The 13700-nt window shown below is 53.5% G+C and carries 11 protein-coding genes and 5 tRNA genes; all 16 read right to left on the minus strand.

Annotated features, from left to right (window positions below; genetic code table 11):
• Window positions 1-100 precede the first annotated feature (100 nt).
• The 16 genes from ACGG9R_RS09205 to rapZ all read right to left on the minus strand — a co-directional run bounded on the left by ACGG9R_RS09205 (window position 101) and on the right by rapZ (window position 13654).
• On the minus strand, window positions 101-733 hold the full coding sequence (locus ACGG9R_RS09205) for a GH25 family lysozyme (RefSeq protein ID WP_390154267.1): 633 nt from the start codon (window positions 731-733) through the stop codon (window positions 101-103).
• A gap of 131 nt (window positions 734-864) precedes the next feature.
• A complete protein-coding gene (locus tag ACGG9R_RS09210) occupies window positions 865-1332 on the minus strand; it encodes a phage holin family protein (protein WP_390155140.1) in 468 nt (155 codons plus the stop codon).
• Between the two features lie 378 nt (window positions 1333-1710).
• The gene (locus ACGG9R_RS09215; RefSeq protein ID WP_390154270.1) at window positions 1711-2733 is read right to left on the minus strand and encodes a nucleoside hydrolase; all 1023 of its coding nucleotides are present in this window, start codon (window positions 2731-2733) and stop codon (window positions 1711-1713) included.
• Window positions 2734-3024: 291 nt separating this feature from the next.
• Entirely contained in the window at window positions 3025-4392 is a 1368-nt protein-coding gene (gene dcuC / locus ACGG9R_RS09220) for a C4-dicarboxylate transporter DcuC (RefSeq protein WP_390154273.1), read from the minus strand.
• Window positions 4393-5048: 656 nt separating this feature from the next.
• Window positions 5049-6236, minus strand: coding sequence for an elongation factor Tu (tuf, locus tag ACGG9R_RS09225; protein WP_390154276.1), 1188 nt, complete (start codon window positions 6234-6236; stop codon window positions 5049-5051).
• A 489-nt stretch (window positions 6237-6725) separates the two neighbouring features.
• Window positions 6726-6802: transfer RNA gene (locus ACGG9R_RS09230), tRNA-Met, on the minus strand.
• Window positions 6803-6805: 3 nt separating this feature from the next.
• A tRNA-Thr gene (locus ACGG9R_RS09235) sits at window positions 6806-6881 on the minus strand.
• Between the two features lie 31 nt (window positions 6882-6912).
• Window positions 6913-6988 (minus strand) — tRNA-Met (locus ACGG9R_RS09240).
• A gap of 7 nt (window positions 6989-6995) precedes the next feature.
• Window positions 6996-7080: transfer RNA gene (locus ACGG9R_RS09245), tRNA-Tyr, on the minus strand.
• A gap of 3 nt (window positions 7081-7083) precedes the next feature.
• Window positions 7084-7159 (minus strand) — tRNA-Thr (locus tag ACGG9R_RS09250).
• A 190-nt stretch (window positions 7160-7349) separates the two neighbouring features.
• Complete coding sequence (locus tag ACGG9R_RS09255) at window positions 7350-8297, minus strand: DDE-type integrase/transposase/recombinase (protein ID WP_390154279.1); 948 nt, start codon at window positions 8295-8297, stop codon at window positions 7350-7352.
• A 221-nt stretch (window positions 8298-8518) separates the two neighbouring features.
• The gene (locus ACGG9R_RS09260) at window positions 8519-8761 is read right to left on the minus strand and encodes a DUF951 domain-containing protein (RefSeq protein WP_022105394.1); all 243 of its coding nucleotides are present in this window, start codon (window positions 8759-8761) and stop codon (window positions 8519-8521) included.
• Between the two features lie 423 nt (window positions 8762-9184).
• Entirely contained in the window at window positions 9185-10237 is a 1053-nt protein-coding gene (locus ACGG9R_RS09265) for a hypothetical protein (RefSeq protein ID WP_390154282.1), read from the minus strand.
• Window positions 10238-10476: 239 nt separating this feature from the next.
• Window positions 10477-11391 carry a DNA-binding protein WhiA gene (gene whiA, locus ACGG9R_RS09270; protein ID WP_390154285.1) on the minus strand — a complete coding sequence of 305 codons (915 nt, stop codon included), beginning with the start codon at window positions 11389-11391 and terminating at the stop codon, window positions 10477-10479.
• Entirely contained in the window at window positions 11391-12743 is a 1353-nt protein-coding gene (gene yvcK, locus ACGG9R_RS09275) for a uridine diphosphate-N-acetylglucosamine-binding protein YvcK (RefSeq protein WP_390154289.1), read from the minus strand. The genes whiA and yvcK overlap by 1 nt, the downstream gene beginning before the upstream one ends.
• A complete protein-coding gene (gene rapZ, locus ACGG9R_RS09280) occupies window positions 12740-13654 on the minus strand; it encodes an RNase adapter RapZ (RefSeq protein ID WP_390154292.1) in 915 nt (304 codons plus the stop codon). Before rapZ ends, yvcK begins: the two co-directional genes overlap by 4 nt.
• Between the last annotated feature and the right edge of the window lie 46 nt (window positions 13655-13700).

A 13700-nucleotide genomic window follows, 5' to 3' on the forward strand; every position in this document is an offset into this window, starting at 1 on the left:
GGTGACTGAAATGCCATCTTCGGGCATCGCCACCATCCATACTCTGCGGTGCTTCCATATTTTATGCGCTGTACCACCATTTCTCATTCAAGCGAAATTTTCAAACGAAATCAACCGGCGATATGCCCTGCGGGCTAGTCCCGAGTCCCAAGATCCTATCCCCATCCAGCCGATGCCCTCCGATATCCAGCTGATCGGTATACTGCCAGAGGAAGGCTTCGGGAAAGTCGCAAGTCCTTCCCCACTGCGCGCACCAAACGGGCCAGCTGGAAGCTCTCCCCGGAAAGATCATCCGCGTCAGCCAGTCATAGCTCGCATAGACCCCGACAAGATAACCCGCACTCTTCAGAGAATCCACATACGCACCGCACATCGCCGTGATGCGCGAAGGCTCCATGAGCCACCGCGCCGCCTTCCAGCCGTCCGTATCTTCCATGTCATACCAGACACCAAGCGGCAGCTTTTCCGGGGAAAGTCCGCAGTCTGCGAGGACATGCACGGTGAACCACGCCTCATCCTCCGCCGCCTTTGGCGTATCCGCGTAGCTGTAGTAGTAGACTCCGACCGGCAGCCCGGCGGCGAGTGCGCCATTGATATGCTCATAAAAGAGACGGTCCAGATGCCCTCGTCCCCAGCCGAGACGGATGATGGCGAAGGCGATCCCCGCCCGGCGAATCTCCTCCCAGTCGATCTCCCCATTGTGTTCCGATACATCGATGCCTGTGTTGTACATAAGTTCTCCTTTTTGATACTAATAGTGACTAGGGATTAGGGATCAGGGACTCGGAACGCCGAGTCCCTGATGACTGAATGCCAGGGAAATGCAATACCAGTCCACAATCACCAGCCACTAGCCACCAGTCCCTATCTTCCCCTCAGCTTTTTCAAAAGCTCTGTCATGGATGAGACACCGGCATCCGACAGGTTCTCAATGACGGAAAGTGCTTCCGTCGCGGCAAGGTAACTGACCACGATCCCTGCCATACCGCCCGTGGAGGCCCCCGCTTCCTGAAGGAGCGCATCACTCACGATCCCCGCTGCCACGCAGAGGTTGTAAAGGATGAGCTTCTCCGTCCCCCGCTTCTTCATGATCTCACTGGAGATCAAGCGCTGCCTGCGCGCCTCCCGGATGCCGCAGACCGCCTCCAGAAAGGTCGGCTGCCTGCCGCAGGATACCAGATGCGCATGACTGATCGCGATCCAGCGCGTGAAACAATCGAGGAAGATCAGGATACCAAAAAGCAGGAGCATCGCCAGCTGTTTCTCAAGGGTCAGGAAAAGGATCCCGCCCATCAGCTTCATGGGGAATCCATCCGTCAGCCGTTCAAGCATGTCATTCACCTCTCTTCACCTCCTTCTGTCTATATAGTGTTTTCGGGGCCAAAAAAATTGTCATTTCCGGCAAATAAAAACGCACGACACATGTATATCTGTGTCGTGCGTTTTTATTTGGAAATTCAGGGTCAGCCCGTGGGGCGTATCACCCTTTGATGCGTACGAAAGAGGAGGGAGCGGATTCTATGGGTTCTATGGGGTCAGTGGGTAGGGCGGGGCGGTGCTCGAAGGTCTGCGGATAGCAGGTTTCCCATTTGGAAGTCCCAAACATCGGCCGCCTGGCCGCGAATGACAAAGATTTCTCGCTGCCGCTCGAAATGACGTGACGAGGATCTGATGTCTTCCAGTCTCTTACTCTCCCAGTCACCAGTTCCCCTATTTCCCCAGCGCCGCGAAGAGCATATCCGTGAATAGGCCGGCATCGGAATTGAGAGCGACCTTCGCCGTCACAGGAGCTTTGCATTTCTTCGTATTGTGGAAATCGGCCACCATACGCCCGTCGCAGAGGCCGCCTGCGATGTCGATGTCTACATTCGCATCTGCGAGCTCAGTCACGACATTCTCATTGATGAGGTAGGCGATGGCGAGTGCATCGTGAATGGGGGCCATGTGGTTATCGTAGCGATAGAGTATCGCGCCGGCGACAGTCCCTGCCTGGTGACGGAGGACATAGTTATGCTCCGATACATCATTGACCTTAAGGTTGTCGATGCGTTTCTGGACAAGAGCCGCTGCAACTTTCGCTTCCGGTGTACCAAGCTGTGCCAGCTCTTTGCATTTTTCTTCGGAGAGGCACGCACGCCAGGTGGCATCGAGCGGAAGAATGACCTTCGGGATGGCCGAGTCCATGACGATCTTCGCCGCTTCGGGGTCTGCATAGAAATTGAATTCAGCTGCCGGACTGGCGTTGGCGCCGCAGTGTCCGCCGCCCATGATGACGAGCTGCTTGATCTTTCCTGCGATCTTCGGCTCTATACGAAGAGCCATCGCAAGATTCGTCAGCGGGCCGACAGCTGCGACATAGATATCTCCTTCCGACTCCATCAGCTTCTTCACGAGATAGAAGACGGCATGTTCCTTCTCTGTCCGGATCTCGGCTTCGGGGAGCGGGAGAAAATCGCCGTGACAGTCATTGAGCGTCACGCGAGGAAGGCCGGGCTTTCTCCCCGGGATCTCATTGCAGATGATCGGTTCCTCACATCCGCGATAGACAGGGACGCTTGATTTCATGAACTGCACCACACGCAGCGCATTCTCCGTGGTTTTTGGCACGATGCGGTTCCCGTTCACCGTAGTCACGCCGATGAGGTCGATGGCGTCCGATTTCATCGCCAGCATCATGGCAATGGCATCATCAGAGCCGGGATCGCAGTCAAGAATCACTTTCTTCGGAATCATAGCAGAATACCTCCTTGGAATAATATGCGGGGTTCGGGGTTCGCCCGTGGATTGTGGATGAAAGTTTTGCTCGAATGAGGAATTAGAAATGGTGGTGGCGGCTTCGCCGCGAATATATATGGGGCGATGCCCGAAGGGCTCTTGATGGCAGGTTTCCCGTTTAGGATTTCCTATCATCGTTCACTTGACCGCGAACGAAAAAGATTTCTCGCTCCGCTCGAAATGACGATACGAGGGTCTGACGTCTCCGAATCCCTAGTCCCTAGTCACCAGTCACTAGTCACTAAAATCTCACATCGTAAAGATGTACGATGCGATCATGTCGACGATGAGCATGACGAAAAGGAGCGGAGCGGTGCGTTTGGCAAGGCGTATCGGGGCAAGTCCGGCAGTCCCGGCGATCGCGATGAGGGCTCCGCAGACAGGAGACGAGGCTCGGCCGATGGAGGTCGCCAGTTCCATCGGGAGGAGCAGTGTCAGCGTCGGGACGCCGAGTTTCGCCGCGACGGCAGGCGTCAGCGGGCCGAAGGCGAAGAAAGGAGCCGCGCCGCTCCCCATAATGATGGCGAAGACATACGTGATCCCGGTCAGGATCGCCATGATGAGGAGTGTCGCTCCCTTCATGTCAGAGATCATATTCGTGAAGATCGTGATGCCGCCCAAGATCTTGATGCCTTCCGCAAAGACGGAGGCCGAAATGATGATCGCAACGACGGAGACGAAAACATTCGCCATGCCTTTGAAGATCTCCGCCATATCTGACGGGATCCGGCTCCTGTCTTTCCGGACGATGAATTCACAGACGAAGGTCACGGCAAAGCCGATAAAATTGGCTGTGATGACATCGATCTTGATGGACGGCAGAAAATGCGCGGCAAAGACCAGCACCAGCGGGATGAGCGGCAGGAACACATAGAAAAAGGGGACCGACGGATCCTCGATTTCCTGTCCCCTCCCCAATTCGCCATCCGCATCGGCCAGGGCCGCATCCTTCCGGTCCATATAGCGGTAGTAAAAGGGGATGAGGAACGCCGTCACAAGGACGATGGAGAGCACGACTTTGTACTGGTAGCGCAGGAACATGTCGACGACATTCATCTCGGCGACATTCGCCATGAAGAGGGTGCTGCCGTCATTCGGGCCATAGTCAAGGCAGAGGAGTGCCAGCACAGAGGCCGCCGTGATGGGGCGGATTCCCAGAGCCATAAAGACGGGAAATACCGTCGCAAGCATCAGGACGGCCAACGACGCCTGACTCGGCAGTACGAGCTTCAGGCACATACCGATGAGATAGAAGGCAGAGAGGATCAGATATTTGTTCGAGATCCCACCCAAGAGCCGACTCGCGGTGAAAGCCAACTTCGTCGAAGCGCCGATGTGCTTCATGTAGGTCGCATACCCGGTGACGACCATGATGAGCGTGCCGATGCCTGCGATGTTCTTTTTGAAGGTGGCGGTCAGGAATCCGAAGGTATCCAGAAAGACATTGCCCAAAGATCCCTTCGGCAGGATCGGTGTACCGGTGAGAAGGCTCGCCGTCATCAGGATCACCACACCGGATGCGAAGAATACAAAGATCGCATTGTACTTTTTCAGGATCAGCTTCGCCACGATCACGGCAAAGATGATGGTGAGTGCGATCAGGAACCATGAATACATACTTACTTCCTCCTTTGAAGCAAAAATTTTCCTCATTATAGCATAGGTGGGGCTGGCGAGAAACAGACACGATGGTTGAGTGCAAGAGAAGCGCTTCTCGCATCTTCCCTCGCGGTCTTACCTACCGCCCCTGCCCTATCCGCCCTTCGGAGGAAGCTGCGAAGGGCGGATAGGGTGACCATGATATGAAAGACAGTTGAGATAAAGTCTTCCAGCTATCAGTCACTAGTCACCAGTCACTCCGATGATACGAGTAGGCCCTTGGAGAAGGGCCGCGCCGAAGGCGCAGGATAGAGTGCCTCGGAGAGGCACAACTCTACGCAGCGGTGTGAAAGACGATGTGAGGTTATCGTCTTTCTTGCGTATCATGAGGGCCGAAGTGGAGGGAGCCTTCTTGCAGACTGGTAAACCGGGAGCGAGGGAAAGGCGAAAAAGGAAGCACCAAGGTGTCGTTTACGTGAGGGCGCATGTGTGCATATGGCGGCAGTGCAATAAAGATCCCTCGGCTTCGCTCGGGATGACGATACGAGAAGTGAATTAGCCCCTATCGATTTTCATCCCGCTATGAGAGCACTCTCCCTCATACCAGGCACCACTTGCAAGCACGCAAAAAGAGCTCCCTTTCGGGAGCTCTCTTAATTCAACGGATGCTGAAATTATTTTGCGATCTTAGCTACAACGCCTGCGCCTACGGTACGGCCGCCTTCACGGATAGCGAAACGCTGGCCTTCTTCCATAGCGATCGGGGTGATGAGCTTAACGCTCATTTCTACGTTATCGCCAGGCATGCACATTTCAGTGCCTTCCGGCAGCTGGATGTCGCCGGTTACGTCGGTGGTTCTGAAGAAGAACTGCGGACGATAGCCGTTGAAGAACGGGGTATGACGGCCGCCTTCATCTTTGGTCAGTACGTATACCTGAGCGGTGAATTCAGTGTGTGGCTGAACGGTGCCCGGTTTTGCGAGGACCTGGCCACGAACGATGTCTTTACGGTCGATACCACGGAGCAGAGCGCCGATGTTATCGCCAGCCATTGCCTGGTCAAGGGTCTTTCTGAACATTTCTACGCCGGTAACGACGGTAGCGGTCGGTTTATCCTGCAGGCCGACGATTTCAGCGGTGTCGCCGACTTTGACAGTACCACGTTCTACACGACCGGTAGCAACGGTGCCACGACCGGTGATGGTGAATACGTCTTCGACTGGCATCAGGAATGGTTTATCGGTGTCACGTTCTGGGGTTGGGATGTAGTCATCTACCGCCTGCATCAGATCGCGAATCTTCTGTTCATCTTCTGGGTTGCCGTTGAGAGCGCCGAGAGCGGAGCCAACGATAATTGGGGTGTCATCGCCTGGATAGTCATAGGAAGAGAGGAGGTCTCTGATTTCCATTTCTACGAGGTCGATCAGTTCCGGATCATCTACCTGGTCAGCTTTGTTCAGGAATACAACGATAGCCGGTACACCGACCTGTTTAGCCAGGAGGATGTGTTCACGGGTCTGCGGCATTGGGCCGTCAGCTGCGGATACGACGAGGATAGCGCCGTCCATCTGAGCTGCACCGGTGATCATGTTCTTTACATAGTCTGCGTGCCCTGGGCAGTCAACGTGTGCGTAGTGACGGGTAGCGGTTTCATATTCTACAGTGGAGGTGTTGATGGTAATACCACGTGCTCTTTCTTCCGGTGCTTTATCGATGGAAGCATAGTCGAGGAAGTTAGCGCCGCCCTGTTCAGACAGTACTTTGGTGATAGCAGCAGTCAGGGTCGTTTTACCATGATCGACGTGGCCGATGGTGCCGATGTTAACATGCGGTTTAGTTCTTTCGTAATGTGCTTTTGCCATTTCTTTTCTTCTCCTTTTACAAAAAAGAATATGCAAAATATTTTTGCGCTTTATTTATTATACATGCAAAGTCAATGAGATACAAGGAAAATGTAGGGGGAAAGGATGGCTTGGTCAGGGGAAAATAGGGGGCAGGGTACAGGGTTAGCCCTTGGGGCGGCGTGACCCTTGATTACACGTAAAAACCTCGCTTGAATGAGAAATTAGAAATGAGAAATGCGAAATGGTGGTGCAGCGCCAGATCCTTCGACTCAGTTCTCACTGTTCCGCCTTTACATGATCGAACATCCGACATTTCACTCCGCTCAGGATGACGAAATGCGCCGCGAAGTATAAATACTGGCGATGCAATGAGCTGGCATGCCAGTCACTAGTCACGAGTCACCAGTCACTTGAGACTCCCAATCCCTAGCTACAAGCCACCAGTCACTGATCCCCATCTACACATGAAAAAAGAGCTCTCTTTCGAGAACTCTTATTTTCGTGGTTTGGTGGCGGCTCAGAGATTTGAACTCCGGACACAGCGGGTATGAACCGCTTGCTCTAGCCAACTGAGCTAAGCCGCCATATGGAGCTGATAACCAGGATTGAACTGGTGACCTTATCCTTACCAAGGATACGCTCTACCGACTGAGCTATATCAGCATATATAACGATATATGGGAAATAATAAACATGGTTGCGGGGGCAGGACTTGAACCTGCGGCCTTCGGGTTATGAGCCCGACGAGCTACCAACTGCTCCACCCCGCGATAGTGATGGTGGGCGGAATAGGATTCGAACCTATGAAGGCAAAGCCGGCAGATTTACAGTCTGCTCCCTTTAACCACTCGGGAATCCGCCCATATGGAGCTGGCAATAGGACTTGAACCTACGACCTACTGATTACAAATCAGTTGCTCTACCAACTGAGCTACGCCAGCACGTAAGCGACTTGATTATCATATCATCGATTTAGGCTTTTGTCAAGGACTTTTTTCAAACTTTTTCGAACCTTGCGGCTCGTTTTGAAGTTTCGTAGGAGTGTCCTCATCACGGTTATAGATTATAGCATGGACGCGCGTGTCTGTCTAGTACTTTTTTGAAAAAGTTTTGCGAAGAGATGTTGGTTTGTCAAACATATGTTACACCGTGCTTGATGAAATCATGGAGTGTATCTTTTGGAGATTTCCATCCAAGCGGTCGCATTGGGAAGCAGTTATAATCTCGATAATTATATCTTTTGAGTTGTATTCTGAAATCTTCAAAAGAGAAGAAACAATGCGTGGCATAAAAGCGTTCGTTATCCTTGCGATGACTGCGTTCTACTTTCCCATTGTGTCTTGGGGTAAAGGGACGAATCTTTTTGTGCTTGATGCCTAATTCCTTTAATTTACGCTCAAAAAGAGTAAGGTCTTCGTCAAGACTTGCTTTGGTGAATCGTTTAGTGAATTCGGTGCCGTTATCTGTCTGCACACATTCAATAGGCATCGGGAAAGCCTGAACGAGATGTACCAGAAATATCATGGAAGAGTAGGTGCTGTGCTCTTCAAAGGCTTCCACATAACGCCAGCGTGAGAACTCGTCAATGGCTGTATATTGATAGAAGCGTTTTCCTTTGGCTTCACCAGTCAGACATGCGGACGGCACAAACTTTACGTCAATCTGGATGCGCTGCCCTGGATACAGCATCTGTTCATAGGGTTTGGGCACATATTTGGGGTTAGGTGGTTTCACCGGAGTCACCCCTATGCGTTTCAATGTACGGTAAAGTCCGGTAATTGAACGACTGTATCCACGCTGACGCAGCTTTACCCAGAAAACCACTAGACCGGCTTCTGGATTTCGACGCCTCATATCCTGAATGAGCTTTAATTCCGCAGCTGTATGTGCTTTGGGATGGTGTTTGGGCCTGCGGGATTTATTACGTAGGGACTCCAGTGAGCCGTCATAACGTCGAAGCCAGCGATATACGTATTGGCGATATGTATTGTATTTGATGGCAGTTTTAGTAACGCCATGCTTCAATGCATATTCGACCATAGATCTGCGATATTTCATAAGTTGTGATATACTGTTCATGCGAGATACTCCTTTGATAAAAGTTTCTTTTGACGAATTAACTATATCACAAGGATATCTCGCTTTTCATGTTTTCAATGTGTAACACATGTATTGTAATCCTACATTTTTTGAAAAAGTTTTGCGAAGAGATCACGGAGCGCAGGATCCGCTCCCAGGTCGTCCTGCCGATCGCTTGCAAGGAAGGTCTTCCCCCTTGGAGGCCACTCTCCCGTCCTCTCCTATTCGCCTTCAAACTCTGAAGTGCGCTCAGCCAGCGGGGTATCCTGTGTGATGTCACGATTCAGGACTTTTTTCGCCCCCTTCAAAAATTTGGGGCGAGGGATCAAAACGATATGTCCGCAGCCGCAGCACTTGATGCGCATGTCGCTGCCCAGCTGCAGGACTTCCCACTCCTGGCTGCCGCAGGGATGTTTCTTTTTCATCTGTACGATGTCGCCGATGCGGAACTGGATGAATTTCATAGTGAGTCTCCTTGTCTATGGTTTTTATCTATTATATAAGGAAAGTGAATCAGGTTCAAGGTTCAGGGTTCAGGGTTCAGGAAAATGAGGAATGAAGGTGGCGGCTTCGCCGCAAATATATATGGGGCGATACGAGAAAAACGTTGTCGCACCCCGTTCCGCATTCTGGCTTTCAAAATTCAAGGAAACGTGGAATGATGGTGCATCGCATAAAATATAAATGTGCGGAGGTTTAAAACTAGCGGTTTTCTCGTATCGCAAACCTAATCCCTAGCTACTAATCCCTAGTCACTAGTCACCAGTCACAAGTCCCCAATCACTCCTAATCCCCAATCCCTAATCCCTAGCTACTAGTCATCAGTCACAAGTCCCCAATCACTCCTAATCCCCAATCCCTAATCCCTAGCTACTAGTCATCAGTCACTAATCCCCAGCCACCAGCAGAAAACGGAGCGGCAGGTATGCGGCGCCGGCAGGTATGAAACGGATGTAGAGATCCTTTCCGGCATGCCATGTGCCCGCCGGAAGGCAGCTCTCCATCGTACCATCACCGAACCATGCCTTTCCCACTGTCCCGTCTGTGCGATAGGTGCGGAGGAGCTTTTCATTCTGTCCGATCTCGAAGGTCCCCATGTAGACGCCGCCCATGGGATTGATATAGAGCTTGTAGTTCCCACTCCCTTTGGTCTTTACAGTGATATGGTAGCAGATGCCGTAGTCGCCTGTATTCTCACGGTTGACACCGCTCACCTCGTCCTTTCCCTGCTGAAAGGGGTAGGATGAACCGATGGTGATCTCCGCATTTCCTTTGGAAAAGTCCCATGGCTCGCAGGAAAGGTAAATATCTGCGGCGAAAGTGCCGCGCATTTCATGGGAATCAGGAGGAAGCGGCACTGCGGTATCGAGAGCCTTTTGGAGCGATTTGTCATCATCCATCGGCAAAATGGCAGCCCCGAGCTTCACCGGGTGCTTCGTTTCGATCTCTACGATGCCGCTCACGAGGTCTTCTTCGGAGATCCCTTTCGGATCGTCTTCAAAGAGGATGGTACGTTCGCCGGGCGCAAGCCGGAAGGTCTTTTCTTCCTGCTTCGCATCGATGGCTTCCCGGAAAGAGAGCGTGCTTCCTGTCGGGATGTAGCTGCTCGATGCATCCCCGCGGATGGCACGCTTCATCGTGAGGGGCTGTTTCTTGTCCGCTTTGGCATAGACGACGAGCCGCGCAGGCGCACCGGTCTCATTCACGTGGTAATAGTAGAGGCGTCCTTCCCCCTTTTCGACAGTGCCTTCATAGAGGATCCCCGTCGTATCTGCGTACTCGGGGCAGTCGGAAAAGATGAGCGTCCCTTCCTCCTTCTTCAGGGAAAGCGGGATCTCTGTGTAGTCCTCATACGCCAGCGAATCAGCGAACACAGAAGTAGAAATACAAATGGTCGCTGCCGCGACCATGGTGGATAAAAACGTTTGATAGTTGTTCATGATGACATCTTCTTTGATAGAAAAATGGGTGGTTGTGGGTTCAGGGGCGGCCCGTGGGGCGGGACGCCCCTTGATTCCAGTTGAAAGTATCGCATGAATGAGAAATGAGAAATGAGAAATGCGAAATGCGAAATGGTGGCACGGCGCATAAAAATCAGAAGCGCCGCAGAGGTTTGGAACCAGCGGTTTTCTCGTATCGCAAACCTAATCCCTAATCCCTAGTCACCAGCCACTAGTCCCTAGTCGGCAGTCCCCACCATCGCTTCGATCTTTTTGAAGCGGTGGGCGAGACCGGATTTTGTGATACCGCAGATCTCCGCAAGCTCGGAGAGACTGGCATTTGGGTGGGCGAGACGGAGGTCGCAGGCTTCGCGAATCTTTGGGGAGAGCGAGGAGCGACTCTCTTTGGCAAGAAGCTTTTGCACAAGGTGGGTCTGGCGGACGGCGGCGTCAACGGTTTTCTGGAGATTCGCCGTCTCGCAGTTCACCTGCCGGTTCACGCGGTTCCGCATATCCTTCACGACGCGGACGCTCTCGAAGTCCATGTAGCTTTGGGCAGCACCCACGATCTGGAGAAATTCGGAGACTTCATCCCCGTCTTTGATATAGACGATGTAGTCATTCTTGCGGTCGGTCAGGCGGGCATTCAGTCTGAAGCTCTTCATGGCTTTCACGATCTCTTCGGCGAAGCGGGCGGACTGCGTCACCATCTCGAGGTGGTAGTCGCTCTGGGGACGGCTGACGGAGCCGCCGCCTAGGAAGGCACCGGCCAGGTAGGCGCGGCGTTCTTCGGCGGTCACGAGCTTCTCCATATCCTCTGCGCCGGACAGCGGAGAGAGGCCCATGGTATCTAAGAAATGGAGGCCTTCCTTCGACGGCTGCACGAGGAGGGTGTAGACGTTCTTTTTCCTGAGACGGCGTCCCTGCCGTACCATGGTGGAGGGCATGAAGCCGAAGTCTTTCTTGAGGTACACCAGGACGCGACGGGCGACAGCGCTGTTGCCGGTGGAAAATTCCAGTCCCCAGCTGGCATGCGCGCCGGTGATGAAGGAACCGCTCATGCGGAGCAATGCAAGAAGCTCCGCTGCACGGCTTCCCGCATCTTCTCTGGGGATCCGTGCCAGTTCATTTTTGACCTGTTCTGTGAAGGACATCAATGACTCCTTTTCAAATATTCTTCCAGTGCTTCGGGCGGGATATTCACCTTCAGCAGGCTGTGGATCTGTGCAAGCTCCTCTGTCAGGACTTTCGTATCCTGTGTCGCGCCGCGAAGGGGCCCCAGAAGGTCTGCCTCGATGAGCTGCACGCCCATCCTCTTGACCTTTTCCCGATCGATCTTAACGGGCACGGCATGGACTTTTTCATATTTCTTCAGCACGTCGTCTTTCGGGACGGCATTGTTGGCGAGGACGAAATCAATGACGCCGCCGCCCACATGGTCGATCAGAGCTTTCAGGTGGTCGCTCACGGTATAACCGCCGGTCTCTCCCGGCTGGGTCATGACGTTACATATATAGAGTACGGGCGCGCTGCTTTGCCGGATGGCCTGCAGGATCTCCGGGACGAGAAGATTCGGCAGGACGCTCGTATAAAGGCTGCCCGGCCCTAAGGTAATGAGGTCTGCCTGTTTGATAGCTTCGAGCGCATCACCGACGGCGATCGGCGCCTTGGGGATGGTCGACATATGAAGGATGCGTACCTCCTTGCCGGATTTCTCCGGATAGGCAGAGATCTCAGACTCGCCCTCTATGATCTCTCCATCGGACATTTTCGCTTTGAGACGCACCTTCTCCGAGGTGGCCGGGACGACCTTGCCGCGGATATTGAGGACCTTGCTCGCCGCTTCGAGCGCGTTCTGCGGATTGCCGAATTCCTTGATGAGCGCCGCGAGGAAGAGATTCCCGAGGCTGTGCCCCGATAGCTCGCCATTGCCTGCGAAGCGATACTGAAAGAGCTGCTCCAGCACGGTCTCCTTATCTGCCAGCGCGACGAGGCAGTTTCGAAGATCACCCGGCGCGATGATCCCCATTTCTTCACGGAGACGGCCCGAGGAGCCGCCGTCATCGGCCACCGTCACGATGGCGGTAATGTTCGACGTCTTCGTCTTGAGGCCGCGAAGGAGCATGGAGAGCCCATGGCCGCCGCCAATGGAAACGATCTTCATCCCGCGGGAAAGCTCCATGCGGGACAGGATGCTCTTCGACACCTCGGTCTGCCCCGGAGCCATAAGCTCGAAGAAACGCTTCACGAGCCGCCGGACCGCATGTGTCATGATCCACAGCGCGAGGATGATCATGAGCGTGCCGCAGACCGCAAGGAAGGTATAGCTGTAGCTGCCCGTCATCTGAAAGGCGAAGCGCAGCATTTCCTCTTCCAGGATACCGAAGATCTGGTAATTCAAAATGAGTGTCGCACCGAAGACGAGAAGCAGGATGCCCAGAGAGAAAAGCAGCATCCACCGCTTCACCGCCAGCCCCGGATAGAGCCACTGGAGAAGATGTCTCATACCTTGCCCTCCATGATATCATTCGCATCGTGCTCGACCGGATTTCTATGGAGATCCCGATGCTCTATGCTGACGCGCGCATGCTTCCTTTTCAGGTACTGCCCCAGCTTCTCCGTCACGAAGACCGAGCGATGCATGCCGCCCGTGCAGCCGATGGCGATGGTGAACTGCGTCTTGCCCGCCGCCTCGAACTGATGCACGAGAAAATCCATGAAGTCATATAGCTTTGTCAGGAAATCCTGCGTCACCGGAGCCGATGCGATGTACTGCGCGACTTCCTTCACGCGCCCGCTCGAATGCTTGTATTTCGCGATGTAAAAGGGATTCGGCAGGAAACGGACATCGATCACCATATCGGCATCGATGGGGATGCCATACTTGAAGCCGAAGGAAAAGACCGTGATCTGCATCTCCTGATCCGTGCTGTCCGCACTGAACCGGCTCTGCATGTACTCCTTGAGGTCGGAGGCCTGCATCGATGTCGTATCAATGATCATATCCGCCTGTGCGCGCACGCCGGCAAGGATCTTTCTCTCCTGCTCGATGCCTTCCTGGATACGCATATTCTTCGCGAGCGGATGCTGGCGGCGCGTCTCCATGTAGCGGCGCACCAGCGCCTCATCGGAGGCCTCCAGAAAGACCACTTCATGCGGAATGCCGCGCTTTTCCAGCTCATCCAAGGCCTGCGGCAGGGCATCAAAGAAGGAGCCTCCGCGGATATCCGTCACGACCGCCACATGCCGCGTGGAAGACGTGCTCTTCCAGCAGAGATCCGCAAAACGGACGATCAGGACGGGCGGCAGATTGTCCACGCAGTAATAGCCCATATCTTCAAGCTTCTGCATGAAATTGGTCTTTCCGGCGCCACTCATGCCGGTGATGATGACGAAGCGAAATGTATCTTTGTCCATGGAATGCTCCTTTGGTAAATAGGGATTCAAGGTGAGCCCGTGGGCG

Source organism: Dialister sp. i34-0019-2H8, assembly GCF_042846925.1.
Classification (GTDB): Bacteria; Bacillota; Negativicutes; order Veillonellales; family Dialisteraceae; genus Dialister.

What these genes read in the sequence shown, in the direction of transcription:
- ACGG9R_RS09265 (WP_390154282.1), bottom strand. Translation starts at nt 10,237, where the DNA reads ATGAACAACTATCAAACGTTTTTATCCACCATGGTCGCGGCAGCGACC.
- ACGG9R_RS09205 (WP_390154267.1), bottom strand. Translation starts at nt 733, where the DNA reads ATGTACAACACAGGCATCGATGTATCGGAACACAATGGGGAGATCGAC.
- ACGG9R_RS09255 (WP_390154279.1), bottom strand. Translation starts at nt 8,297, where the DNA reads ATGAACAGTATATCACAACTTATGAAATATCGCAGATCTATGGTCGAA.
- yvcK (WP_390154289.1), bottom strand. Translation starts at nt 12,743, where the DNA reads ATGAGACATCTTCTCCAGTGGCTCTATCCGGGGCTGGCGGTGAAGCGG.
- tuf (WP_390154276.1), bottom strand. Translation starts at nt 6,236, where the DNA reads ATGGCAAAAGCACATTACGAAAGAACTAAACCGCATGTTAACATCGGC.
- whiA (WP_390154285.1), bottom strand. Translation starts at nt 11,391, where the DNA reads ATGTCCTTCACAGAACAGGTCAAAAATGAACTGGCACGGATCCCCAGA.
- rapZ (WP_390154292.1), bottom strand. Translation starts at nt 13,654, where the DNA reads ATGGACAAAGATACATTTCGCTTCGTCATCATCACCGGCATGAGTGGC.
- ACGG9R_RS09210 (WP_390155140.1), bottom strand. Translation starts at nt 1,332, where the DNA reads ATGCTTGAACGGCTGACGGATGGATTCCCCATGAAGCTGATGGGCGGG.
- ACGG9R_RS09215 (WP_390154270.1), bottom strand. Translation starts at nt 2,733, where the DNA reads ATGATTCCGAAGAAAGTGATTCTTGACTGCGATCCCGGCTCTGATGAT.
- ACGG9R_RS09260 (WP_022105394.1), bottom strand. Translation starts at nt 8,761, where the DNA reads ATGAAATTCATCCAGTTCCGCATCGGCGACATCGTACAGATGAAAAAG.
- dcuC (WP_390154273.1), bottom strand. Translation starts at nt 4,392, where the DNA reads ATGTATTCATGGTTCCTGATCGCACTCACCATCATCTTTGCCGTGATC.